Annotated in this window: 24 protein-coding genes and 1 tRNA gene; 16 read left to right on the top strand and 9 right to left on the bottom strand. The window is 55.5% G+C overall.

All coding sequences use genetic code 11. The features are described from left to right. Nucleotides 1–34: 34 nt before the first annotated feature. Nucleotides 35–322, bottom strand: a complete 288-nt coding sequence (locus ACR6JA_RS12800) for a DUF2623 family protein (RefSeq protein ID WP_008458220.1) — start codon at nucleotides 320–322, stop codon at nucleotides 35–37. Between the two features lie 351 nt (nucleotides 323–673). On the opposite strand from ACR6JA_RS12800, the gene ACR6JA_RS12805 reads away from it, so the two are divergent. Beyond that, nucleotides 674–1,129, top strand: a complete 456-nt coding sequence (locus ACR6JA_RS12805; protein ID WP_494493619.1) for an L-alanine exporter AlaE — start codon at nucleotides 674–676, stop codon at nucleotides 1,127–1,129. A gap of 43 nt (nucleotides 1,130–1,172) precedes the next feature. Here ACR6JA_RS12805 and ACR6JA_RS12810 read toward each other — a convergent pair whose 3' ends face one another. Continuing rightward, nucleotides 1,173–1,517: a DUF2002 family protein gene (locus tag ACR6JA_RS12810; protein ID WP_008458222.1), complete on the bottom strand. Its 345-nt coding sequence runs from the start codon at nucleotides 1,515–1,517 to the stop codon at nucleotides 1,173–1,175. A 160-nt stretch (nucleotides 1,518–1,677) separates the two neighbouring features. Here ACR6JA_RS12810 and ACR6JA_RS12815 point away from each other — a divergent pair, with 160 nt between their 5' ends. Beyond that, complete coding sequence (locus ACR6JA_RS12815) at nucleotides 1,678–2,007, top strand: DUF883 family protein (RefSeq protein WP_213716793.1); 330 nt, start codon at nucleotides 1,678–1,680, stop codon at nucleotides 2,005–2,007. A 71-nt stretch (nucleotides 2,008–2,078) separates the two neighbouring features. Here the strand turns inward: ACR6JA_RS12815 and pdxR are convergent, their stop codons facing one another. Then, on the bottom strand, nucleotides 2,079–3,455 hold the full coding sequence (pdxR, locus tag ACR6JA_RS12820) for a MocR-like pyridoxine biosynthesis transcription factor PdxR (RefSeq protein WP_494493620.1): 1,377 nt from the start codon (nucleotides 3,453–3,455) through the stop codon (nucleotides 2,079–2,081). 87 nt (nucleotides 3,456–3,542) lie between these two features. Here pdxR and ACR6JA_RS12825 point away from each other — a divergent pair, with 87 nt between their 5' ends. The 14 genes from ACR6JA_RS12825 (at nucleotide 3,543) to leuA (ending at nucleotide 20,561) form a co-directional block, all read left to right on the top strand. Next, nucleotides 3,543–3,974, top strand: a complete 432-nt coding sequence (locus ACR6JA_RS12825) for a carboxymuconolactone decarboxylase family protein (protein ID WP_008458225.1) — start codon at nucleotides 3,543–3,545, stop codon at nucleotides 3,972–3,974. A gap of 839 nt (nucleotides 3,975–4,813) precedes the next feature. Then, entirely contained in the window at nucleotides 4,814–5,050 is a 237-nt protein-coding gene (gene nrdH / locus ACR6JA_RS12830; RefSeq protein ID WP_008458226.1) for a glutaredoxin-like protein NrdH, read from the top strand. Further along, a complete protein-coding gene (nrdI, locus tag ACR6JA_RS12835) occupies nucleotides 5,047–5,457 on the top strand; it encodes a class Ib ribonucleoside-diphosphate reductase assembly flavoprotein NrdI (RefSeq protein WP_008458227.1) in 411 nt (136 codons plus the stop codon). Before nrdH ends, nrdI begins: the two co-directional genes overlap by 4 nt. Further along, a complete protein-coding gene (nrdE, locus tag ACR6JA_RS12840; RefSeq protein ID WP_494493621.1) occupies nucleotides 5,430–7,574 on the top strand; it encodes a class 1b ribonucleoside-diphosphate reductase subunit alpha in 2,145 nt (714 codons plus the stop codon). Before nrdI ends, nrdE begins: the two co-directional genes overlap by 28 nt. A gap of 34 nt (nucleotides 7,575–7,608) precedes the next feature. Continuing rightward, nucleotides 7,609–8,571, top strand: a complete 963-nt coding sequence (gene nrdF, locus ACR6JA_RS12845; RefSeq protein ID WP_213716797.1) for a class 1b ribonucleoside-diphosphate reductase subunit beta — start codon at nucleotides 7,609–7,611, stop codon at nucleotides 8,569–8,571. Between the two features lie 34 nt (nucleotides 8,572–8,605). Next, entirely contained in the window at nucleotides 8,606–9,796 is a 1,191-nt protein-coding gene (locus ACR6JA_RS12850) for an alginate lyase family protein (RefSeq protein WP_494493622.1), read from the top strand. A 255-nt stretch (nucleotides 9,797–10,051) separates the two neighbouring features. Beyond that, on the top strand, nucleotides 10,052–11,251 hold the full coding sequence (proV, locus tag ACR6JA_RS12855) for a glycine betaine/L-proline ABC transporter ATP-binding protein ProV (protein ID WP_008458231.1): 1,200 nt from the start codon (nucleotides 10,052–10,054) through the stop codon (nucleotides 11,249–11,251). After that, complete coding sequence (proW, locus tag ACR6JA_RS12860) at nucleotides 11,248–12,327, top strand: glycine betaine/L-proline ABC transporter permease ProW (protein WP_166879014.1); 1,080 nt, start codon at nucleotides 11,248–11,250, stop codon at nucleotides 12,325–12,327. Before proV ends, proW begins: the two co-directional genes overlap by 4 nt. 55 nt (nucleotides 12,328–12,382) lie before the next feature. After that, a complete protein-coding gene (gene proX, locus ACR6JA_RS12865) occupies nucleotides 12,383–13,375 on the top strand; it encodes a glycine betaine/L-proline ABC transporter substrate-binding protein ProX (RefSeq protein ID WP_008458237.1) in 993 nt (330 codons plus the stop codon). 208 nt (nucleotides 13,376–13,583) lie between these two features. After that, nucleotides 13,584–14,762 (top strand): MFS transporter, encoded by a 1,179-nt coding sequence (locus tag ACR6JA_RS12870; RefSeq protein WP_008458239.1) that lies wholly within the window; start codon nucleotides 13,584–13,586, stop codon nucleotides 14,760–14,762. Nucleotides 14,763–15,207: 445 nt separating this feature from the next. Beyond that, nucleotides 15,208–15,738 carry a transcriptional repressor MprA gene (gene mprA / locus ACR6JA_RS12875; RefSeq protein ID WP_213716801.1) on the top strand — a complete coding sequence of 177 codons (531 nt, stop codon included), beginning with the start codon at nucleotides 15,208–15,210 and terminating at the stop codon, nucleotides 15,736–15,738. Between the two features lie 135 nt (nucleotides 15,739–15,873). Beyond that, a complete protein-coding gene (gene emrA, locus ACR6JA_RS12880) occupies nucleotides 15,874–17,046 on the top strand; it encodes a multidrug efflux MFS transporter periplasmic adaptor subunit EmrA (protein ID WP_008458242.1) in 1,173 nt (390 codons plus the stop codon). Nucleotides 17,047–17,061: 15 nt separating this feature from the next. Continuing rightward, nucleotides 17,062–18,600: a multidrug efflux MFS transporter permease subunit EmrB gene (gene emrB / locus ACR6JA_RS12885; RefSeq protein WP_312745904.1), complete on the top strand. Its 1,539-nt coding sequence runs from the start codon at nucleotides 17,062–17,064 to the stop codon at nucleotides 18,598–18,600. Between the two features lie 299 nt (nucleotides 18,601–18,899). Next, nucleotides 18,900–20,561, top strand: a complete 1,662-nt coding sequence (gene leuA, locus ACR6JA_RS12890; RefSeq protein WP_494493808.1) for a 2-isopropylmalate synthase — start codon at nucleotides 18,900–18,902, stop codon at nucleotides 20,559–20,561. Here the strand turns inward: leuA and ACR6JA_RS12895 are convergent. The 6 genes from ACR6JA_RS12895 to ACR6JA_RS12920 form a co-directional block, all read right to left on the bottom strand. Next, complete coding sequence (locus ACR6JA_RS12895) at nucleotides 20,558–21,322, bottom strand: AraC family transcriptional regulator (RefSeq protein WP_213716803.1); 765 nt, start codon at nucleotides 21,320–21,322, stop codon at nucleotides 20,558–20,560. The two genes, leuA and ACR6JA_RS12895, sit on opposite strands and share 4 nt — an antisense overlap. A gap of 89 nt (nucleotides 21,323–21,411) precedes the next feature. After that, nucleotides 21,412–21,927 carry an S-ribosylhomocysteine lyase gene (luxS, locus tag ACR6JA_RS12900; protein WP_008458247.1) on the bottom strand — a complete coding sequence of 172 codons (516 nt, stop codon included), beginning with the start codon at nucleotides 21,925–21,927 and terminating at the stop codon, nucleotides 21,412–21,414. A 156-nt stretch (nucleotides 21,928–22,083) separates the two neighbouring features. Then, a complete protein-coding gene (gene gshA, locus ACR6JA_RS12905) occupies nucleotides 22,084–23,640 on the bottom strand; it encodes a glutamate--cysteine ligase (RefSeq protein ID WP_008458250.1) in 1,557 nt (518 codons plus the stop codon). 76 nt (nucleotides 23,641–23,716) lie between these two features. Next, nucleotides 23,717–24,145: a YqaA family protein gene (locus ACR6JA_RS12910; RefSeq protein WP_008458252.1), complete on the bottom strand. Its 429-nt coding sequence runs from the start codon at nucleotides 24,143–24,145 to the stop codon at nucleotides 23,717–23,719. Then, nucleotides 24,142–24,708, bottom strand: coding sequence for a fructose-1-phosphate/6-phosphogluconate phosphatase (yqaB, locus tag ACR6JA_RS12915; protein ID WP_039297558.1), 567 nt, complete (start codon nucleotides 24,706–24,708; stop codon nucleotides 24,142–24,144). Before yqaB ends, ACR6JA_RS12910 begins: the two co-directional genes overlap by 4 nt. 219 nt (nucleotides 24,709–24,927) lie before the next feature. Continuing rightward, nucleotides 24,928–25,004, bottom strand: a tRNA-Arg gene (locus ACR6JA_RS12920). Nucleotides 25,005–25,223: the final 219 nt, after the last annotated feature.

A 25,223-nucleotide genomic window follows, 5' to 3' on the forward strand; every position in this document is an offset into this window, starting at 1 on the left:
AACAACCGGGCACGGCGGCAATCCAGGCCAGCAATCAATAGCCCTTCTCATAACCCGCAAAGAAACATCGAACCACAACGTCCGCGTTGACCTCTTTCAGAAAGTCAGCCACCGACTCTTTATCCAGCTGATAGCGACGAGTTAACACCCCGGCTTCCCAGGCTGCACGCTGGCGATCGCCGGTCTGCTCGGCCATATGGTGAGTAAAGCCCAGCACAAAGCCGCGTTTGTAATCCGCGCAGAAACGCTCCACGTTAACTGCGCTGTCGGCCTGTCGGGCTTTCATTCCGGCCATCAGGCCCTTACCAAAATGGTTATCCATCAGCGACTCCTTATCACTCGCTATATAAACAATTATATAACGATTCTAAGCGCGATGGATATCCCTAAAACCCGGAGTTTTTGGGGGATGTTGTGCATTAAGACGTAATTAAATCATCTCGTTGATAATCAATAAGAAATTAAAAACGGAACCACAAAATCAGGAAATGCCAGCGGCAAAGTGTGTTTCAACGCACTTTATCGACAAAAAACCTATAAATAAAAATTTATAGCTAATTGATGAAAACATTGCAGTGACATACTCTACACCCAGTGATTTACATGTTTTATAACACCAATAATTAGCCATAAAAGTAGCGCAAGCGACTACTTTTAAATCGGAGTCAACATTATGTTTTCCCCTGAGTCACGCTTACGCCATGCCGCCGCAGATATTTTTGCAATGGTAGTGTATTGCTCGGTAGTGAACATGATGATTGAGATCTTCCTCTCAGGCATGACCTTCGAGCAGTCGCTCTCTTCCCGCCTGGTCGCCGCGCCGGTCAACATTATTATCGCCTGGCCCTATGGCTTCTACCGCGATGCCTTTATGCGTACCGCGCGCCGCCTGACCCCGGCGAGCTGGGCGAAAAACCTGGCTGACGTGCTGGCTTATGTGACTTTCCAGTCCCCGGTTTACGTGCTGATTTTATGGAGCGTGGGCGCTGACTGGCACCAGATTGTGGCTGCCGTGACCTCGAACCTGTTGGTGTCGATGATGATGGGTGCCGCTTACGGCTACTTCCTGGATTTCTGCCGCCGACTGTTTCGCGTCAGCGGCCAGATGGGCGTGAAAGCGGGCGCCTGAGCCCCAACGTACAAAGGCGACTGGCCTAAAGCCAGTCGTTCACTTATTCAGACTCGCCAAATAACCCTGTCAGATATCTTTCCAGCGCAATACGGGAACTGAAACCATGCGGAATACCGTAGTGCTCGTGCGTTTCGCCGGCAAGATAGAGCGGGAACTGCTGGTAGTGATCGCAGGTTTTCATCTCTGAAGCCGGTTCGGCCAGCGACTGGCTGCGCTCTCTCAGGGTAGGGTGAATAATCAGAGCGGTGCGCCCCATGCGCGCTTCGCGGTTAACATAAACGTAATTCTCACCACGACGGTAGCCGTAGGTTTTTGCCGTTACCACATCCATGGTAAAACCCGATTTCTCAAGCACTCGGGCCACCTCATCCGGTCGTAAATACATAGATTTTCCTCGTCATCATTTACTGCATCGCAACCATACAATAAGCAGCATTGACAACGCTTTCGGAATTGTCCAGAAAGGCCGGCAAAGGCTTTGTGCCGCCCCATAACTAAAATCCATGGTCTACACTTAACGTTACATCTTAGAAAGGGAGACAATAATGGCTAGCCGAGCAAACAAAAATAACGTTGACGATCAGGTAGACGAAATCAATAACGATGTCAGTCAGCTGGCAGATACGCTGGAAGATGTGCTGAAATCCTTCGGTAGCGATGCGAAAGATGAAGTTGATGCCGCACGTAAAAAAGCCGAAGCGCTTCTGAAAGAGACCCGTGCAAGGATTAACGGCAATCAGGGTCGAGTGACGCAAGCCGCGCGAGATGCTGTTGGCTGCGCAGATTCCTATGTTCGCGACAAACCCTGGCATAGCGTGGGGATTGGCGCGGCAGTAGGTATTGTCCTTGGGGCATTGCTGGTGTCACGCCGCTAACCTCAGGCGTTTAACAGTCGATAAATGAGACTAAATGCGCGTTGTAACCCCGGCCCCTTCCGCCGGGGTTTTTACTTTATGGCCAACCGCAGTTGAATCGCATAGCGCTGGGCCATTTCATACGAACTGATATTGGTAAAACTCAGCAGCAAACCACCGGGCCCATGATGTTCAATTCGCCAGTGGCTGAGTGCCTGCACGGCAAGTCCTGCGGCTCTGGCTTTGCCCTCGATGATCAACTCGTCACCTTCGACTTGCATCACCATCTGAATGCCGCCTTCCTGAGGCACAACCGTAAACCCTTGCTCACGTAGCGCCTCCTCGAGCCATAACCGGCGTTCGGCGTAGCACTGACGCATTTTTTTTAAGTGCCGCCAGAAATGCCCTTCCCGCAAGAAGTCGGCGATAGCCTGCTGAATAAGAATTGGAGCGGTACAGGGTTGCCTGCGAGCCTGACGCTGAAAATCTTCTACCGCGTGGGAAGGCACCACCAGCCATGCAACACGCAGGGCCGGAAACATCGACTTACTGAAAGTCCCCGCATAAATAACCCTCTGCGGGCTGTCCAGACTTTTTAGCGGCGGCAAGGGCTTGCCGTGGTAGCGAAACTCGCTGTCGTAATCATCTTCAATGATCCAGCTTTGTTCCCGACTGGCCCATTCCAGCAGCGCATGTCGCCGTGAAAGAGAGAGCGCCACACCTGACGGGCTTTGGTGCGCAGGCGTCAAAAGTGCAAAACGGGCATTGGGAAAATGGTTCACGCCGTAATCAACCTGCATGCCCTCATCGTCCACGGGGATCGCCCGGATCGCCATCCCCGCTTTTACAAAATCAGGCCGAACAAAGCGGTAGCCCGGATCTTCCAGCCAGATGCCATCCCCGGGCCGCGCAAGCGTGGCGAGTATCAGGGCAATACCAGCCTGGAAGCCGGGGGTAATAAAGATTTGCTCTGGCTGGCAGTCAATGCTGCGGGAGAAGCGTAGGTAATCCACAATCGCCTGCTTCAATGAGGCTTCCCCGCTGGGTTCCGGCAGCATCATGTCAAAACGAGTTTGCTGCCGCAAACGCCGCCCCATAAGCCTCGCCCAAATAGCCCGAGGGAAGAGATCCAGCGCGGGCAGCCCCATCTGAAAAGGCCTGGGCGCGCCCTGCGGGTGAGCGGCCGAAATGTTTTGACCACCGGGATCGTGCTTCACCGATGGACTCACAAAAGTGCCCGCCTGCCCACGTCGCTCCAGCCAGCCCTGAGCCACCAGGTCGCCATACGCGTTCTCAACCGTGGCTCTGGCAACCCCCAGCTCCAGCGCCAGCGTCCGGCTGGACGGCAGGCGACTCCCTGCCGCCAGTTCACCGCTGTTTATCGCCTGCTTTAGCTGACGGGCAATTTGCTGGTAGCGCGGCTGAGCGGGATGAGAGGCCACGGTAAGCGGCGCAAATTTTTGTTTCATGGTCTGGTTTTTTAGTTAATTTATGGCTCTCTTTGATAGTCCATCATAGTGGTAAATTGCCCTCACACCAACCTGAGGAGTCACGCCATGATCGAATTACGTCAGCCTTACTATGAACTCTCCCCCAACGTGATCAAACCGATGCGGCAGGCACTGCAGGGGCTGGAAAATGGCCCCCTGAGCAACGAGCTGATCGAGCTGGTTTTCCTGCGCGTGTCGCAGATTAACGGCTGCGCATATTGCCTGGAGATGCATGCCAAAGCGCTGCGTAAATCCGGCGTTGACCAGGTGAAGCTGGATTCACTGGCGGGCTGGAAAGTCAGCCACCAGTTCACGGAGAAAGAGCGTGCGGCGCTGGCATGGGCAGAGGCGCTCACCCTGATTGCCGACAGCAATGCCGAAGATGATGTGTACCAGCCGCTGCTGCAGTTTTTCAGCGCCGAGGAGATTGTTGATTTGACCCTGGCGGCCAGCATGATGAATGCGTTTAACCGCGTTGCGATTGGAATGCGGCAGTAAGAGAGTTTTTTGTCTTTGAGACACAAACACGTTCTATGTAGCCTGGAGAATATTACGTTCACTTCCAGGCCTGTTTGATATGCAGCCACTGTACCGGTGAACGTCTCGGGGGAGCCACCGTCGCTCCCCCAAGACCCCGGACTCCCGGCCAAATAAATCGACCGCGTGAGCGGCAGACCTCCGTTTTATATCCTAGTCCTGGGTCGGCTGAGATGCGTTCCCGACGCTCTCAGCCTCCGGCCGTTCCCGACGGCTGGACCCTGGCCAGTCGGAGAGAAAACGGAGGCGATTTAAGCCGGAACCGTGCCTCGCTTTATACCCGCAGCCACACGGAACGTTAACGTTGCTGCAAGTCCTACAAGCCACTCCCTTGTTCCCGGCTCTCATTGCCCCCGGTTATGACCCAACTCTGACGGGGTTGAGCTGTCGGGAACAGCGAAAGAGAGCGATCGTCGGGAACGAATCGCGAACGACCCCGAATGTTTGGGTGATAACCGGTGGGTTTACCGCTTCAGCGGCGATGAGCTCGCCGGGCGCCGTGGGTTGTCAGGGGGCATGGCGTAATGCCACCTGACACGTTCACGTGCTTTGAACGTGCAGAGGAAACAGGATTACAAGTGAACGGAATCTCAACCGTTCTTTCATAGATAAAGCTCTTTCTGCTGAAAAAGATCCCCCTTCCCCTACACTTTTCAACCCCCTACAAAAAACCACAAAAACACTATATCTTGCGTGGTTGCAAATTTTAAAATCAACATCTAGTATTTCTTTCAGTACGAACACACCACCCGCAGTCCACTTTATGCGGCGTTCCATTATTCTAAAGGGAAATACGAATCATGCGCATTACTATTTACACTAAAGATGACTGTGTTCAGTGTCATGCTACAAAACGGGCGATGGAGAGCCGGGGTTTTGCCTTCGACATGATCAACCTCGATCAGTATCCGGAAGCGGCTGACGACCTGCGGGCCAAAGGCTTCCGTCAGCTGCCGGTGGTGGTGACCGAAGCCGAAAGCTGGAGTGGTTTTCGCCCGGATATGATCAATCGCCTGTGCGTTGCTGCCAGCGCATGAGCACCCTCGTCTACTTCTCCAGCGAGTCGGAAAACACCTTGCGTTTTATCGAACGCCTGGGACTGCCTGCCTTACGCATTCCCCTGGAGGTAAAAGCGCGCCTGGAAGTGACGGAACCCTACATTTTAATCGTGCCCAGCTATGGCGGCGGCGGCATTGCCGGGGCGGTACCGCCGCAGGTGATCCGCTTCTTGAACAACCCGAACAATCGCGCGCTGATCCGCGGCGTGATCGCCAGCGGTAACCGCAGTTTTGGCGAAGGGTTTTGCCGGGCCGGGGACGTCATTTCACAAAAATGCCAGGTGCCTTACCTCTATCGTTTTGAGCTACTGGGCACCCCGCAAGACATCGACAACGTGCGTAAGGGAGTAAGCGAATTTTGGCAACGACAGAAGCAGTCCGTTTAGCAACGGAAAGCGTGGACTATCACGCCCTGAACGCCATGCTCAACCTCTATGACAAAGAGGGAAACATCCAGTTTGATAAAGACAAACAGGCAGTGGAAAGCTTCTTTGCACAGCACGTCTTACCGAACACCGTCAGCTTCCCCAGCCGGCAGGCGAAGCTGGACTACCTGGTGGCCGAGCACTATTACGACGATGCCGTGCTAACCCGCTATTCGCGCCCGTTTATCCTTGAACTTTTCGACAGAGCGCACGGCAGCGGCTTTCAGTTCCAGACCTTTTTAGGGGCCTGGAAGTACTACACCAGCTACACCCTGAAAACCTGGGATGGGAAGCAATATCTGGAACATTTCCCGGACCGTGTTTGCATGGTGGCCCTGACCCTGGCGCAGGGAGATGAGCCGCTTGCCACACGCCTGATGGAAGAGATGCTCAGCGGCCGTTTCCAGCCCGCCACGCCAACGTTCCTCAACTGCGGTAAGAAGCAGCGGGGCGAGCTGGTTTCCTGCTTCCTGCTGCGGATTGAGGACAATATGGAGTCGATTGGCCGCGCGGTTAACTCGGCGCTTCAGCTGTCCAAACGTGGCGGCGGCGTTGCCTTCCTGCTTTCCAACCTTCGTGAAGCCGGAGCGCCCATCAAACGCATTGAAAACCAGTCATCGGGCGTGATCCCGGTAATGAAGATGCTGGAAGACGCTTTTTCCTATGCCAACCAGCTTGGCGCACGCCAGGGCGCGGGGGCGGTTTACCTCAACGCGCACCACCCGGATATCCTGCGCTTCCTCGATACCAAGCGGGAAAATGCCGATGAGAAGATCCGCATTAAAACGCTGTCGCTCGGGGTGACTATTCCGGATATCACCTTCCAGCTCGCCAAAACCAATCAGCAGATGGCGCTGTTTTCGCCTTACGACGTGGAAAGAATCTACGGCAAGCCGTTTAGCGACATCAGCGTCAACGACCTTTATCAGCAAATGGTGGAGGACGATCGGATTCGTAAGAGCTGGATCAGCGCCCGCGACTTCTTCCAGACGCTGGCGGAGATCCAGTTTGAGTCCGGCTACCCGTACATCATGTTTGAGGACACGGTTAACCGGGCCAACCCGATTGCCGGGCGTATTAACATGAGCAACCTCTGCTCGGAAATTTTGCAGGTAAACAGCGCCTCGACCTACGATGAAAACCTGGATTACGCGCAAACGGGCAAAGACATATCCTGCAACCTTGGCTCGCTGAACATCGCCCATACCATGGATTCTGAAGATTTTGGCCGCACCGTGGAGACCGCCATTCGCGGCCTGACGGCGGTGTCTGATATGAGCCATATTCGCTCGGTGCCGTCGGTTGAAGCCGGGAATGCCGCCTCCCACGCTATTGGCCTCGGGCAAATGAACCTGCACGGCTACCTGGCGCGCGAGGGCATTGCCTACGGTTCAGCCGAAGGGCTGGATTTCACCAATATCTATTTCTACACCATCACCTGGCACGCGCTTCGCGCTTCCAATGCTTTAGCCCGGGAGCGACAGCAGCGTTTTGCCGGTTTCGAACAGTCGCGCTATGCCAGCGGCGAATATTTCCGACAGTACCTCGAACAAACGTGGGAGCCAAAAACGGAGAAAGTCCGGGCGCTGTTTGCTAAAGCAGGGATTGCGATTCCAGGGCGCGAACAGTGGCAGCAGCTATGCGACGACGTACGCGAGCACGGCCTGTATAACCAGAATTTGCAAGCTATCCCGCCGACGGGATCAATCTCTTACATCAATCACGCGACTTCGAGCATCCACCCGATTGTCTCCCGGATTGAGATCCGTAAAGAGGGTAAAACCGGGCGTGTGTACTACCCCGCCCCGTTTATGACCAACGGCAATCTTGAGTTTTACCAGGACGCCTACGATATCGGCCCGGAAAAGATCATCGACACCTACGCCGAGGCCACCCGACACGTTGACCAGGGGCTTTCGCTGACGCTGTTCTTCCGCGATACCGCCACCACCCGCGACATTAATAAAGCGCAGATTTATGCCTGGAAGAAAGGCATTAAAACGCTCTACTACATTCGTCTGCGGCAGCTGGCGCTGGAAGGCACCGAGGTGCAGGGCTGCGTGTCCTGCGCGCTATAACGCAAAGTACCAGGCTAAAGGACAAGGAAAGAAAATGACGCAACTGACGCGCGTAAGCGCCATCAACTGGAACAAAATCGAGGACGATAAAGACCTCGAGGTCTGGAACCGCCTGACCAGTAACTTCTGGCTGCCGGAGAAGGTGCCGCTCTCTAATGATATTCCGGCCTGGCAATCGCTCAGCGAGCAGGAGCAGCAGCTCGTTATCCGCGTGTTTACCGGACTGACGCTGCTGGACACTATTCAGAATACCGTGGGTGCCCCCGCGCTGATGGCCGATTCGCTGACGCCACACGAAGAGGCAGTGATGTCGAATATCAGCTTTATGGAAGCAGTGCATGCCCGTTCCTACAGCTCGATATTTTCCACGCTCTGCCAGACCAAAGATGTGGACGCCGCCTACGACTGGAGCGAGCAGAACGAAGCCCTGCAGCGTAAAGCCTCGATTATTCTGGGCCATTACCGGGACAACGACCCGCTGAAGAAGAAAATTGCCAGCGTGTTTCTCGAGTCCTTCCTGTTTTACTCCGGCTTCTGGCTGCCGATGTATTACTCAAGCCGCGGCAAGCTGACCAACACCGCCGATCTCATTCGGCTGATCATCCGCGACGAGGCGGTGCACGGCTATTACATCGGCTACAAGTACCAGAAAGCGTTAGTGCAGCAGAGCCCCGAGCGCCAGACCGAGCTGCAAAACTTTGCCCTCGATCTGCTGATGGATCTCTACGATAACGAGCTGGCGTACAGCGAAACGCTTTACCGTGAACTGGGCTGGGAAGACGAAGTGAAGGCGTTTCTGAGCTACAACGCCAATAAAGCGCTAATGAACCTGGGCTACCAGGCGCTGTTCCCGGCGGAGATGGCGGAAGTTAACCCGGCCATTCTCGCGGCGTTGTCCCCCAATGCCGATGAGAACCATGATTTTTTCTCCGGCTCAGGCTCCTCCTACGTAATGGGCAAGGCGGTGGAAACCGAGGACGAGGACTGGGATTTCTAGTAATCTGGCCGTTGAGCATTTTGCGAGGTGGCCTATGTCGTTATTTCGTTGTTCTGTTTTGGCGCTGCTTTGCGGCAGCGCACCGTTAGCCTTTGGCGCCCCGCTGCTGCTGGACACGGCACAGCTGGCGCACAGTAAGCAAGAGATTAGCCAGCAAAACCCGGCCCTGATGCCCGCCTGGCAAGCCCTTAAGCATAAAGCCGACCAGGCGCTAATTCATCCGCTCTACAGCATCACCCAAAAAAGCCCCGGTGCACCGGCAGGCGATCCTCACGACTATTACAGCTTTTCTGACTACTGGTGGCCCGATCCTAAAAGCCCCGACGGCCTGCCGTGGGTGCGAAAAGATGGCCAGATCAATCCCGTCGCCGTCGGCAAGCAAAGCGACAAAGCCCGCCTGAACAGCATGACCGATGACGTATGGAATCTGGCGCTGGCCTGGCAGCTATCCGGCAAAGATGCCTACGCGGATAAAGCCCGCCAGCAGCTGGTGAACTGGTTTATCACGCCGGAAACCCGGATGACGCCGAATCTCGCTCACGCCCAAACCATTCCCGGGCGAAAAGGCGTGCGCGGCACTGGTATTCTCGACGGACGCGGCTTTGTGCGGCTTATCGACTCCATTGAGCTGCTGCACGACGGCGGCAAGCTGGATGATAAAACCTGGCGCTCGCTCAGGCAGTGGTATCGGGATTATTACCAGTGGCTGACCACCAGCGAAAACGGCCAAAAAGAGGCTGCGGCTGAAAATAATCATGGCACCTGGTACGACGTTCAGGCCGCCGCGATTGCCCTGTGGCTGGGGGATAAGGACGCGGCCAAACAGCGTTTGATTTCTGCCACCCAGCGCATTCCGGTGCAGTTTGACGCCAAAGGCGTGCCGGTGACGGAAATTGAGCGCACGCGTTCCTGGCACTACAGCAACTTTATTCTCGATGCCTGGAACCCGTTAGGGCTGTTGGGTGAAAAAGTTGGGGTCAACGTCTGGCAGGCCAAAAGCGGTGAACACCGCCTGCAAAATGGCTACCTGTACATCGCCCAGTTTGTCGATAGCCAAACCTCGTGGCCGTACCCCAATATCGAGCCGTTCAAGCCCGATGAGGCGCTGGAAAATATGGTGACCGCGGCACATGCCTGGCGGGAAAATAATACATTTAAAGACAAAGCCCAATGGCTGCTTAACCGGAATAAAACTGCCGTCATTAATTTAATTGCTCAGCCGTAATACGCCTGTCATTTCAGCCTGAATCACCCAAATTCAGGCTGAATATTCACCTCATTGACAAAAAATATTCCACCGCACTTATTCCCTCTCAGGCCAGTGCTCATGGGAAATTTCTCCCACATTCATCGCGCGGATATTTTGACATCACAGAATCGAGGGTTGCCTCAGATTCTTAGTATGTTAGGGTATATACCGGTCATTATTTCCATCAGGAATCATCTATAAATAAATTAAATACAGGAAGCCGTTTATTGCATGGCAATTAAATTAGAAGTGAAGAATTTATATAAAGTATTTGGCGAACATCCACAGCGCGCGTTCAAATACATTGAGAAGGGCATTTCCAAGAGTGAATTACTGGAAAAAACGGGTCTATCGCTTGGCGTAAAAGACGCCAGTCTGGCCATTGAAGAAGGCGAGATTTTTGTCATCATGGGGTTGTCCGGCTCAGGAAAATCCACCATGGTTCGCCTTCTCAATCGCCTGATTGAACCCACCCGTGGACAGGTACTGATTGACGGCATTGATATTGCCAAAATATCAGACTCAGAACTCCGCGAGGTGCGCAAAAAAAAGATCGCAATGGTCTTCCAGTCCTTTGCTTTAATGCCGCATATGACGGTGTTAAATAATGCCGCTTTCGGTATGGAGCTTGCGGGAATTCCGGTCAAAGAACGGCATGAAAAAGCGCTGGATGCGCTACGTCAGGTCGGACTTGAGAATTATGCCCATGCTTACCCCGATGAATTGTCCGGCGGGATGCGTCAGCGCGTAGGTCTAGCCCGTGCGCTGGCCATAAATCCAGACATATTACTTATGGATGAAGCCTTCTCCGCGCTTGACCCCTTAATTCGGACCGAAATGCAGGACGAATTAATTAAGCTACAGGCAAAACATCAGCGCACCATCGTGTTTATTTCCCACGATCTCGACGAAGCCATGCGTATTGGCGATCGCATTGCCATTATGCAGGGCGGCGAAGTGGTGCAGGTCGGTACGCCGGATGAAATCTTAAATAATCCGGCCAACGATTACGTGCGCACCTTCTTCCGCGGCGTGGACATCAGCCAGGTCTTTAGCGCCAAAGATATTGCCCGCCGCAGCCCGGCTGGGTTACTGCGTAAAACCAGCGGCTTTGGCCCTCGCTCGGCGTTGAAACTACTGCAGGATGACGACCGCGAATATGGCTATGTCATTGAGCGCGGGCAAAAATTCCTTGGCATCGTCTCCACCGATTCGCTAAAAGCGGCACTGGCAGCGGGCGAAGGTCTGGACCATGCTTTCCTGGCTTCCCCGGAGGCGGTTTCCGCCGAAACCTCGCTGAGCGATCTGCTCTCTCATGTCGGCCAGGCTCCGTGCGCGGTGCCGGTGGTCAGCGAAGAGGGGCAGTACGTGGGCATCATCTCAAAAGGGGTGCTGCTGCAGGCATTAGATCGTGAGGGGGCAAGTCAATGAGTGACGCAACTAATCCATGGGATACCGGCAGCGCGGCAACAGACGCCGCAACCAGTCAGGCAACAGGTTCTGCAGACGCATGGGGCGCTCCGGCGTCGGATGCGGCCACCAGCGGAGGCGCTGACTGGCTGAATTCGGCCCCGGCGGCCGCGCCAGAACATTTCAATATTCTGGATCCGTTCCACAAAACGCTGATCCCTCTCGACAGCTGGGTGACGGAGGGGATCGACTGGGTGGTGACCCATTTCCGCCCGGTGTTCCAGGGCATTCGCGTGCCGGTGGATTATATTCTCAGCGGCTTCCAGCAGCTGCTTTTGGGGATGCCCGCGCCGGTCGCGATTATCGTCTTTGCGCTGATTGCCTGGCAAATGTCCAGCCTCGGCATGGGCGTTGCCACGCTGATTTCGCTGGTCGCCATTGGCGCGATTGGGGCCTGGTCGCAGGCGATGGTCACTCTCGCGCTGGTGCTGACGGCCCTGCTGTTTTGTATGGTACTCGGCCTGCCTCTCGGGATTTGGCTGGCGCGCAGCGAACGTGCAGCGAAAATCGTTCGCCCCTTGCTGGATGCCATGCAGACCACCCCGGCGTTTGTTTACCTGGTGCCTATCGTGATGCTGTTCGGCATCGGCAACGTGCCTGGCGTGGTGGTGACGATTATCTTTGCCCTGCCGCCTATCGTGCGCCTGACTATCCTGGGCATTAAGCAGGTGCCGGAAGATTTGGTCGAAGCGGCGCGCTCATTCGGTGCCAGCCCGCGCCAGATGTTGTTCAAAGTGCAGCTCCCGCTGGCGATGCCAACCATTATGGCCGGCGTTAACCAGACGCTGATGCTGGCGCTGTCGATGGTGGTTATCGCGTCGATGATTGCCGTGGGCGGGCTCGGCCAGATGGTTCTGCGCGGCATTGGCCGCCTTGATATGGGTCTGGCAACGGTCGGTGGCGTGGGGATCGTGATCCTGGCCATTATTCTCGACCGCCTGACTCAGTCCATTGGGCGCGATTCCCGCTCCCGTGGCAACCGCCGCTGGTATACCACCGGCCCGCTGGGTCTTGTGACCCGTCCCTTCATGAAATAAGCCTGGCGGCGGCTTCGGTCGCCCCTCGCCCCATCACCATTAAAAAGGAATAACGATGCGACACAACGCTATTTTAGCCACAGCTCTTGCGACACTCGTTACCACCAGCGCTTTTGCCGCAGACCTGCCGGGCAAAGGCATTACCGTTCAGCCGGTACAGAGCACCATTGCTGAAGAAACCTTCCAGACGCTGCTGGTCAGCCGCGCGCTGGAGAAAATGGGCTACACCGTGAACAAGCCAAGTGAAGTTGACTATAACGTCGGCTACACCTCCATCGCCTCCGGCGACGCCACCTTCACCGCCGTTAACTGGCAGCCGCTGCATGATGATATGTACGCCGCTGCGGGCGGGAGCAAGAAATTCTACCGGGAGGGCACCTTCGTGACCGGCGCGGCTCAGGGATACCTTATTGATAAGAAAACCGCTGACCAGTACCACATCACCAATATCGAGCAGCTTAAAGATCCAAAAATCGCCAAACTGTTCGACAGCAACGGCGACGGCAAAGCTGACATGATGGGCTGTACGCCAGGCTGGGGCTGCGAGGCGGTGATTAATCACCAGAATGAAGCTTATAAGCTGGCGAACACCGTGACCGTGAACCACGGCAACTACTCGGCGATGATGGCCGACACTATCGCGCGCTTCAAAGAAGGTAAGCCGGTGCTGTATTACACCTGGACACCGTACTGGGTGAGCGATGTGCTGAAGCCAGGCAAAGACGTGGTGTGGCTGCAGGTGCCGTTCTCTTCCCTGCCGGGCGAGCAGAAAGATATTGATACTAAACTGCCTAACGGGGCGAACTACGGCTTCCCGGTGAACACCATGCACATTGTTGCCAACAAGGCCTGGGCCGAGAAAAACCCACAGGCGGCGAAGCTGTTTGCCGTCATGAAATTGCCGCTGGCAGATATCAATGCCCAGAATGCGATGATGCATAACGGTAAGTCTTCTGAGGCCGACATTAACGGCCACGTCGACGGCTGGATTAAAGCGCACCAGGCGCAGTTTGACGGCTGGGTGAAAGAGGCACTGGCGGCGAAATAAACCGCCCCTCACCCTGACCCGCTCCCCAAAGGAGAGAGGGGAGAAACAGACAAACACCTTTTCTCTTCTCCTTCTATTCTCCCTCTCCCTTCCAGGGAGAGGGCCGGGGTGAGGGTCAATAACCGCACGATCCGACACCCGCCTTCGCTTCTGCTGTCATCATTTTTCGCTATTATTCAGACCTCTCTTTGGCAAGTTGAAGATAATAATGAAAAACAATACTCACGGACTCAGCCCGGCGCTGATCGTCCTGATGTCCGTCGCGACCGGCCTCGCGGTTGCCAGCAACTACTACGCGCAGCCGCTGCTCGACACCATCGCAAACGCCTTTTCGCTCTCGGTGAATCAGGCCGGATTTATCGTTACCACTGCACAGCTCGGCTATGCCGCAGGGCTGTTGCTGCTGGTGCCGCTTGGGGATATGTTCGAGCGCCGGGGACTGATCGTCTTTATGACGCTGCTGGCAGCCGGTGGGATGCTAATCACCGCCACCAGCCAGTCCCTGTGGATGATGATTCTGGGCACCGCGCTGACCGGGCTCTTCTCCGTGGTCGCGCAGATTCTTGTGCCGTTTGCCGCGACGCTCGCGGCACCGGAAAAGCGCGGGAAAGTTGTCGGGACTATCATGAGCGGGCTGCTGCTCGGGATTCTGCTGGCGCGAACCGTCGCGGGTTTATTGGCAAGCCTTGGCGGCTGGCGCACCGTTTATTGGGTTGCCAGCGTGCTGATGGCGCTGATGGCGCTGGCCCTGTGGCGCGGGCTGCCGCAGGTGAAGCAGGACAGCCACCTCAACTACCCGCAACTGCTGACCTCAATCTTTAGCCTGTTTATTAAAAACAGCCTGCTGCGCACCCGTGCCTTGCTCGGCTGCCTGACCTTCGCCAACTTCAGCATTCTCTGGACGTCGATGGCATTCCTGCTGGCCTCGCCGCCGTTTAACTATTCCGAAGGGGTTATCGGCCTGTTCGGCCTTGCGGGAGCCGCTGGCGCGCTCGGCGCTCGGCCCGCAGGCGGGCTGGTTGATAAAGGCAAGGGGCACCACACCACCACTATTGGCCTGCTGCTGCTGCTGCTCTCCTGGGCCGCGATCGCTTTTGGTCAGTTCTCAGCCCTCGCTCTGATTGTGGGTATCCTGGTGCTGGATCTCACCGTCCAGGGCGTCCACATCACCAACCAGAGCCTGATATACCGCATGATGCCGGAAGCCCGTAACCGACTGACCGCCGGGTACATGACCAGCTACTTCATCGGCGGCGCGGCGGGTTCTTTGATTTCAGCTAGCGCTTACCAACATGCCGGCTGGAACGGGGTGTGCATTGCCGGCGCCAGCGTCGCCCTACTAAATTTGGTAGTGTGGTGGCGCGGATACCAGCGGCAGGCCGATTAGCGCAATATTGTCGCTTCCCGTAAGGGAAATTGAAGATGTAATGGCGGGGACAGTCTGTTAAGGTTGTCCCCGTTTACTAATTCGAGTGACATTAACGCAGGTTATTTATTAACACCCTATATGGATAGACCCGCAACTGTTTCAGCCGACAACCGCCACGGGGCGGAATTGTTCTTCAGTCTGAAAGCAGCGTTTCCATTGCCATTTCTCCTGTCCTCAAGGCACAAAGCCTCCGGCTTCGCTGCCGCTAAACGCCGTTATACCACTCGAAACCCATTTTCTCTCCCCACGCTGCTTAGCACTCTGGGCTACGGCTTAGCGTGGTTTACGCCGATGGTGGCAACAACCAAACGTATACAAACGTATACAAACGTATAAATAATACATTTACTTTATTTGTCACCATCGTTACTATATCGGCTGCAACTAATGAGGTTATGCCAAAATGGATAGTTCGTTCACGCCCATAGAACAAATGCTGAAGTTCCGCGCCAAACGTTATCAGGAGTTCCCGTACCAGGAAGTTCTGTTGACGCGTCTTTGTATGCACATGCAGGGTAAACTGCTGGAAAACCGCAATAAGATGCTGAAGGCGCAGGGGATCAACGAGACCTTATTCATGGCACTCATTACCCTTGAGTCCCAGGAAAATCACAGCATCCAGCCTTCAGAGCTGAGCTGCGCGCTGGGTTCATCCCGCACCAACGCCACGCGTATTGCCGATGAGCTGGAAAAACGCGGCTGGATTGAGCGCCGTGAAAGCGACAATGACCGCCGCTGCCTGCATTTGCATTTGACCGAAAAAGGTCACGAATTCCTGAGCCAGGTACTGCCACCGCAGCATAACTGCCTGCATCAACTGTGGTCCGCTCTGGATGCTGACGAAAAAACACAGCTGGAAACAATCACCCGTAAGCTGCTCAACCGCCTCGACCAGATGGAAGAGGACAAAGTGATTCTTGAAGCTCTGAGCTAAGCTTTCACCATCTGTACGTCTGACAACAATCCGATTTCAAAACTACTTTCAGGCCAGCAATCTCCTTGCTGGCCTGTCAGGTCTAACAGGTCGGCTCAGCTGACCGGAAATAATAATAACCAGGTGGAGATTAGCATGAGCGCAAATGCGGAGACTCAAGCCCCGCAGCAACCGGCTAACAAGAAGGGGAAACGTAAAAGCGCCCTGATCTTGTTGACCTTGCTCTTTGTCATTATTGCTGTGGCATATGGAATCTATTGGTTTTTGGTGCTGCGTCACTTTGAAGAGACCGATGATGCTTATGTGGCAGGAAACCAGGTGCAGATCATGGCCCAGGTCTCCGGCAGCGTCACCAAAGTCTGGGCGGACAATACCGATTTTGTGAAACAGGGTGATGTGCTGGTCAGCCTCGACCGCGCCGACGCTGAGCAGGCTTTCGAGAAGGCCAAAACCCAACTGGCCTCCAGCGTGCGTCAGACTCGCCAGCTGATGATCAACAGCAAGCAATATCAGGCCAATATCGAACTGCAGAAAACGGCTCTGGCGCAGGCGCAAAGCGACCTGAACCGCCGTATTCCGCTGGGCAGCGCCAACCTGATTGGCCGCGAAGAACTGCAGCACGCCCGCGATGCCGTCACCAGTGCTCAGGCTCAGTTGGATGTAGCAGTGCAGCAATACAATGCTAACCAGGCCATGATTCTCGGCACCAAACTGGAAGAGCAGCCTGCAGTTCAACAGGCGGCGACCGAAGTGCGTAACAGCTGGATGGCGCTGCAGCGTACCACCATCGTCAGCCCAATGACCGGCTATGTTTCCCGCCGTGCCGTGCAGGTTGGCGCCCAAATTAGCCCGTCCACGGCGCTGATGGCCATCGTACCGGCCAGCGGTATGTGGGTTGACGCTAACTTTAAAGAAACCCAGCTAGCGCATATGCGTATTGGTCAGTCGGCCACCATCGTCAGCGATATCTACGGCGACGACGTGAAGTACACCGGGAAAGTTGTCGGCCTGGATATGGGCACCGGCAGCGCCTTCTCATTGCTGCCAGCGCAGAACGCCACCGGGAACTGGATCAAAGTGGTTCAGCGCCTGCCGGTACGTATTGAACTGGACGCCAAACAGGTTGAACAGCATCCGCTGCGTATCGGCCTGTCCACGCTGGTGAATGTGGATACCAGCAACCGTGACGGAAGCGTACTGTCCTCTCAGACCCGCACCACACCGGTTTACGAAAGTAACGCGCGTGAGCTGAATCTAACGCCGGCTAACCAGCTTATTGACCAGATTATTCAGGCCAATGCGGGTTAATAAAGCGGAGGGTGTATGGCACAACAAAAACCGCTAGAAGGTGCCCAGCTGGTCATTATGACCATCGCCCTGTCGCTGGCGACCTTTATGCAGGTGCTGGACTCCACCATCGCTAACGTGGCTATCCCGACGATTGCCGGTAACCTGGGCTCATCCCTGAGCCAGGGGACGTGGGTTATCACCTCGTTTGGGGTGGCAAACGCCATCTCAATCCCGATCACCGGCTGGCTGGCAAAACGCTTCGGGGAAGTCAGGCTCTTCATGTGGTCGACAGTGCTGTTTGCTATCGCCTCCTGGGCGTGCGGCATGTCGAACAGCCTGACGATGCTGATCTTTTTCCGCGTTATCCAGGGGATCGTTGCTGGGCCGCTGATTCCGCTGTCCCAGAGCCTGTTGCTGAGCAACTACCCGCCCGCCAAGCGCAGCATTGCGCTGGCTCTGTGGTCGATGACGGTGATCGTGGCGCCGATTTGCGGCCCGATTCTGGGCGGCTATATCAGCGACAACTATCACTGGGGCTGGATCTTCTTCATCAACGTGCCGATTGGTATCGTTGTGGTGCTGATGAGCCTGCAGGCCCTGCGAGGCCGCGAAACCCGCACCGAGCAGCGCCGTATTGACGGCGTGGGGCTGGCCTTGCTGGTACTAGGGATCGGCAGCCTGCAGATCATGCTCGACCGGGGTAAAGAGCTGGACTGGTTTAACTCGACGGAAATCATCGTGTTGACGGTGATTGCGGTGGTCACCATCAGCTTCCTGATTGTCTGGGAACTGACCGACGATAACCCGATAGTCGACCTGTCGCTGTTTAAGTCGCGAAACTTTACCATCGGCTGCCTGTGTATCAGTCTCGCCTACATGCTCTACTTCGGCGCGATTGTTCTGCTGCCGCAGTTGTTGCAGGAAGTGTATGGCTATACCGCGACCTGGGCCGGGCTTGCGTCCGCGCCGGTGGGGGTCATCCCGGTGCTGCTGTCGCCGATTATCGGCCGCTTCGCGCACAAGCTCGATATGCGCCGTTTGGTCACCTTCAGCTTCATTATGTATGCGGTGTGCTTCTACTGGCGCGCCTATACCTTTGAGCCGGGGATGGACTTTGCCGCGTCGGCCTGGCCGCAGTTTATTCAGGGCTTTGCGGTTGCGTGCTTCTTCATGCCGCTGACCACGATTACCCTGTCTGGCCTGCCGCCGGAGCGCCTTGCCGCGGCGTCGAGCCTGTCGAACTTTACCCGGACGCTGGCGGGTTCGATTGGGACGTCGATAACCACCACGCTGTGGACGAACCGCGAGTCGCTGCACCATGCGCAACTGACGGAGTCTGTCACGCCGTATAACCCGAACTCGGTTGAAACCTACAACCAGCTTCAGGGCTTAGGCATGTCGCACCAACAGGCTTCCGGCTACATCGCCCAGCAGATCACCAACCAGGGGCTGATTATCTCCGCCAACGAAATTTTCTGGTTCTCGGCAGGGGTGTTTATTCTGCTGCTTGGGCTGGTGTGGTTTGCCAAACCGCCTTTCGGGGCGGGTGGTGGTGGCGGTGGCGCACACTGACATTCCTCCCTAAAGGAGCCTTCGGGCTCCTCAGACAGCCGGCAAACCTCTGGCGATAGAAGAAATACCTGACGGCTCGTTAAATAAAACAGGAAAATCAATTCATTGATTTTCGGCTGATAACCACAAAGAGGGAAAAGCCACGCTTTTTCCCTCTTTGTCAGCAACCTTAGGAGCCTTCGGGCTCCTTTTTCTTTGCCTCAACCTGGCGGTTTCGCCACACAGGTTGTCAGCTTTGCGCCAGCCCCTGCCCAGATTATTCGCCAGGATAAACAGACCACATGACCTGGAGAATTCTGATGCTGACCAACCCATCGCAAAAATACCTCGCCCATGCGCCGATTTCGTTACCCGATCGACAGTGGCCGGATAGAACCCTGACGCACGCTCCTCGCTGGCTTTCCACTGACCTGCGCGACGGCAATCAGGCGCTGGCCGAGCCGATGGACGCGGCCCGCAAGCTGCGCTTCTGGGATTTACTGCTGAAGTGCGGCTTCAAAGAGATCGAGGTCGCCTTCCCTGCCGCCTCAGAAACCGACTTCCAGTTTGTGCGTCAGCTGATTGAAGAAAATCGTATTCCTGAAGATGTCACCATTCAGGTGCTGACCCAGGCGCGCAGCGACCTGATTGAACGCACTTTTGCATCCCTGGCAGGCGTACACTGCGCCACGGTGCACCTGTACAACGCCACCGCCCCGCTGTTCCGCAGGCTGGTCTTCCGCCAGAGCAAAGAAGAGATCGTTCAGTTGGCGGTCACCGCCACGCGCCAGGTGCGAGCACTGTGTGAGGCTAACCCGCAGACGCGCTGGCGCTATGAATATTCCCCGGAAACCTTTTGCTTCACCGAACCGGACTTTGCCCTGCAAATTTGTGAAGCGGTGGCGGATGTCTGGGAGCCATCCCCCGATCGACCAATGATTATCAATTTGCCCGCCACCGTGGAGGTGAACACGCCCAACGTCTATGCCGACCAGATTGAGTATTTCTGCCGCCATTTCTCCCGCCGGGATGCGGTGTGCATCAGCGTACATCCACATAACGATCGCGGCAGCGGCGTGGCCAGCGCCGAACTCGCGATCCTCGCCGGTGCGGATCGGGTGGAAGGCTGCCTGTTTGGCAACGGCGAGCGTACAGGGAACGTCTGCCTGGTCACGCTGGCGCTGAATCTTTATAGCCAGGGGATTTCGCCGCAGCTGGATTTCAGCGATATGAAGCAGGTGGTGGAACTGGTCGAGCAATGCAATCAATTGCCGGTGCACCCTCGCCATCCTTATGCCGGGAAGCTCGCTTTTACCGCTTTTTCCGGGTCGCATCAGGATGCCATTAAGAAAGGTTTTACCGCGCGGGGCGAGTCCAGCTCAGCGCGGTGGGAAATGCCCTATTTGCCCGTTGATCCGAACGATATTGGCTGCAGCTACGAAGCCGTGATCCGCGTCAACAGCCAGTCCGGGAAAAGCGGTGCCGCCTGGATGCTGGAGCAAAACCACGGCCTGGCGCTGCCGCGCGGTTTACAGCAGGACTTTAGTCGCCACGTTCAGGCGCAAACCGACAGGGAGGGCAACGAGATGACGCTGAGCGCCCTGTGGCAGCTGTTCCGCACACTTTACGGCCCGCATCAAACCGCCCCGCGTCAGTTGCTGGATTACCGGACGGAGAGCCAGGCCGATGGTTCACTCCGGCTGTGGGCCCACGTTCAGACGCACGGTGGCGTTATCGCTCTGCAGGGCAAAGGCAACGGTTTACTTTCCGCCGCAGCCGATGCCCTCAAATCTCGTTTTAACCTGGTATTTTCTATTGAGGATTATCATGAGCATACGCTCGGCAGGCACAGCGAAAGCCGCTCGGCGGCTTATATCCGCTGCACCTTCAGGGAAGGCGTGAGCCGCTGGGGAACCGGCATTGATAATGATGTCTCGCGCGCGTCGCTACAGGCGCTGTTAAACGCGCTGTCCGAGGGTTAATCAGAGAAGAAATACTCGCTCGGTGAAACGCCGAGCGTTCGCCGAAACATAGCGCTGAAGGCGCTGTGGCTTTCATACCCCAGATCCAAGGCAACGCGCAGCACGGACTGCCCTTGGGCAAGACGCTCAAGCGCCTCCATCAGCCTTGCCCTACGCAGCCATTCGCTAAACGCCAGACCCGTTTGCTGACGAAAATGGCGCAGCAAGGTTCTCTCACTGACGTTAAGCCGTTCGGCGGCCAGCGCGTTTGTCCAGGGCTGACCGGGTTCCGCCTGAATCTGGCGACACAGCGCTAGTAACCCCGGCGACTGCGGCTCGGGCAGATTAAACGGCAGCGCGGCGGTGCCCCGAATTTCATCGAGGATAAGCTCGTAAATTCGCTCAGCCCGACTTCCCGCCGGGTAAGCCTCCGGTAACTGGAGCGAGCAGATAATCAGCTCGCGCAGTAAAGTGGATATCTGCACGACCTGGCAAACCGACGGTAAGTCAGCCCGGGCAAACGGATCAATAAACAATGTGCGCGCCGCTACGTGGCCGATGATTTGCAGGCGGTGCTGAGTGCCAGCGGGTAACCAGACGCCGCGCCCCGGCGGAACCACCCAAATCCCCTGCCCGGTTTCGACGCGCACGACGCCGCTCAGCGTATGCAGCAGTTGAGCGCAGTCGTGACTGTGCCAGGGCTCCGAGGCACCATGGCTGTAATCATGGGCAAAAGGAACCAGCGGCCGCGTGGCAAAACTGAATTTCAGGCTGGTGGACATAGTTCATTTCGTGAGCCAAAAGATGACGATAGCATACCGCAGGCGTAAAAAAAGGAGCCATATGGCTCCTTTTTACTGTGTGCACAAAACTAGATGTGCAGCTCCTGCAGCTTCTCTTTAGGCAGAGCCAGCTCATCATTGCTGTTGACGCTGACGCCATGCTCAATGATGTGGCGCGCGATATCCTGCGCTTCCTGCAGAGAGTGCATCTGATAAGTCCCGCACTGGTAAACGTTCAGCTCTGGGATCTGGTTTTGCTCTTTCACTTTCAGCACATCCTGCATCGCCGCTTTCCAGGCATCCGCCACGCGCTGCTCTGCCGGGACACCGATCAGGCTCATGTAGAACCCTGTGCGGCAGCCCATTGGGGAGATGTCGATGATCTCTACCCCGTTCCCGTTCAGGTGGTCACGCATAAAACCGGCGAACAGGTGCTCCAGAGTATGGATCCCTTTTTCCGGCATCACTTCCTTGTTTGGGACACAAAAGCGCAGGTCAAACACCGTAATGGTGTCACCGTGTGGCGTGTGCATAGTTTTGGCTACACGGACTGCAGGCGCACCCATACGAGTATGGTCGACTGTGAAGCTATCCAACAACGGCATCTGGTCACCTCCGATAAAATGATTTTTTTTAAAAATAATTGAAACTATTTTTACGCACGCGAGTCTGAATATATGAAAGACGCGCATTTGTTATCATCATCCCTGTTATTCAGAGATGAATATTTGGCCACAAGTATGTGGCCATTTTCTTTTCTGTCAGGCATTCTTCTCCAGCCAGCTATCGAACGACTCCGTATCCGCCGCCTCAATATCCCGCTGGCGCTGCCATGAGGCATCATGCTCTTTCTGCAGGGCATCCGCGGTTAAAATCTCCAACGGCTCCTGAATCAGCATCTGACGGTATTGTTCCGCCAGCGCAAGGCCGGTGCCACCAATCCCGTTATCAATCATAGAACGTAAAATACGTGCTGAATACGTCAATTCTGGATCGTCAAAGCTGGCAACCAGTTGGTCACAAACTTGCTGGTATTCCTGGCTGTCGGTCATGCCGTCCAACGTTTCCGCCACGCGGCGTAAATCGGTAAACAGATCTTTGCCTACTTTTGACAGTGGGTGCTGAGCCGTTTCACAGCCAATACCAAGGGTAAGTCCAGGTTTGCGCCCTTCCAGAATCACTCGGTTCCAGTTGGTGCGGGTACACAGCAGCTCGTCGCTGCTCATCTCCGGCGCATCCGCCAGTACGCACCAAATCATAAACAGGTCGAGGAAGCGAACCTGCTGCTCATCCACGCCGATTGGCGAGAACGGGTTGATATCCAGCGAACGCACTTCGATATACTCGATGCCGCCGCGCAGCAGCGCATCCGACGGCGATTCTCCGTCACGCGTCACGCGCTTTGGACGAATCGGCGCATAGAGTTCGTTTTCAATTTGCAGCACGTTGGTGTTGAGCTGCAGGTGCTTGCCGTCCTTCATCAAACCAATCTGAGCGTACTCTTCTGACGGGGTTTTAATCGCCCGCTTCAGCGCATCGACATAGGTGTTCAGATCGTTGAAGGTAATGCCCAGATTGCTCTGCGACTTGTTGGTGTAACCCAGATCGCTCAGGCGTAATGACGTGGCATACGGCAGGTAATACATGCCGCATTCGGTTTTCTCAAACGGCAACGCGCTCTCTTTGCCCTGCAGGAATGAAGAGCAAATAGCCGGAGAAGCACCGAACAAATAAGGGATAACCCAACCAAAGCGGTAATAGTTGCGGATCAGGCGGAAATAACCGGCAGAAATGGCCTCTTTGCCACTTTCTGCGTCCTGTACGCCGCATTTTGCCTGCCAAAAAGCCATCGGCAGGGAGAAATTGTAATGCACGCCGGAGATGGTCTGCATCAGCGCGCCATAACGATTTTTCAGCCCTTCGCGGTACAGCGTTTTAAAGCGCCCCGCATTAGAAGAACCGTACTGGGCCAGCTCGATGTTCTGGCCGTCGTCGATGTAGCACGGCATACTTAGCGGCCACATACGTTCCTCGCCCAGTTCACGCGCCGTGTGGCGATGAATGTCACGCAGGAAGGTCAGCATATGGTCAATGTCACCATCAACCGGGGTAATAAATTCCAGGAGGGCTTCGGCGAAGTCCGTGGTAATCCATTTATGTGTAAACGCTGAGCCAAGGCTTTCAGGATGCCCGGTGGTGGCTAAATCGCCTTCTGGCGTCACGCGCAGCGTTTCACGCTCAAGACCACGGCAAATGCCTTTTACTGCTTCAGGGTGTTTTTCCAGCCAGGCCAAAGCCTGTGATACGTCCGGGATCAAATTGACCTCCCGCCTGTCGAATTTATTTTAATAAGCATAATTGTTTTCGCCGGTGATGAAGACTCATCCCACGCAATTAGTGCCACCACGCCATGCCTTGTACCGTTGCAGCCGCGACAACGATGTAGCGTAGCGCTTTGCCAAGGCATAAAAAGAATATCACCGGCCCCCAGCTCAGGCGTAACCACCCGGCCAGCAGGCATAACAGATCGCCTATCAGCGGCATCCAGCTCAGTAACAACGTCGCTGGGCCAAAACGAGTCAACCAGTCGGTCGCTTTCCCCTGCCAGCGCGATTGTATACGCTGCGGGAAAAAGCGCCCCAGAATAACGTTAGTCATACCGCCAAGGCTATTACCGATTGTTGCTATTATCACAAGAACCGATACCGGGCCGCTACCGGCAACCAGAAGCGCTACAAGTACCGCTTCTGAGCTCCCCGGCAGCAGCGTCGCGCTCAGGAAACTGCTGGTGAACAATGAAAGGAGCGATAGCGTGTCGCTCACAGTAAGCGCACGTCCACAACATCCATTCCCGCGCTACGCGCCGCCTGAAGACCAAAATCAGCATCTTCAAATACCACACATTTTTCCGGCGCCACGCCCATCAATTCGGCGCAGCGTAAGAAGGTATCAGGTGCTGGCTTATGGTGTTTAACATGATCTGCTGCCACGACCGCCGCAAAATACTGACGTAAACCAAGATGCTTAAGCAGCGCTTCTGCAATATCGCTTTCGCTACCTGTGCCGACCGACATCGGACGGCGGCCATGCCAGGCTTTCACCACTTCAATCAGCGGCAGCGGACGCACGGTATCAAGCAGCATGGCTCGAACGGCAACAGTTTTTTCAGCCGCCAGACTGTGGGGATCGAGATCGGCATTGTGGCTTTCGATAATTGCAGCAGCAATTTTCCAGCTTGGCGCGCCATTCAGGGCAACCATCGCCTGCTCGTCGAAGCTCATGCCATAGCGGCCAAGGGTTTCGTGCCAGGCTTTACGGTGAGTCGGCTCCGTATCAAGGATCGTGCCGTCCATATCAAAGATTAAACCGTCATAGCGATCGTACATCTCACCCTCACTTCACTGAATGTCGAGGCGGTACTTTAGCGTAAATGGCTGAAATTGTCGCTGTCTGCGGGTAGAGGCGATATTGCGAATAAGGAGTATGAAAAGCTGAACGGTATGTTTGTAACAGGGGAATTTAAATGAAGTTTGAAGGGGTGGGTCGTGCTGGTGAGAAAGTAACTTTCTCTTTCACACCGTCATCGCTAATGATGAGGAAGAAAATGGTGCATCCGGGAGGATTCGAACCTCCGACCGCTCGGTTCGTAGCCGAGTACTCTATCCAGCTGAGCTACGGATGCATCGGGATTACTGCTTTTACTGCTGACTCAGTGTCGCTCATCATGCCGCAACACTGATGAAGATGGTGCATCCGGGAGGATGACTCACCGAAGGTTCGCCCTAAAGGGCCGTTGCTGAAGCAACGTTATCCTCCCAGGTGCTTGCGGAGAAAGTAACTTTCTCTTTCACACCGTCATCGCTAATGATGAGGAAGAATATGGTGCATCCGGGAGGATTCG

Source organism: Cedecea sp. B1(4) (genome assembly GCF_059414925.1).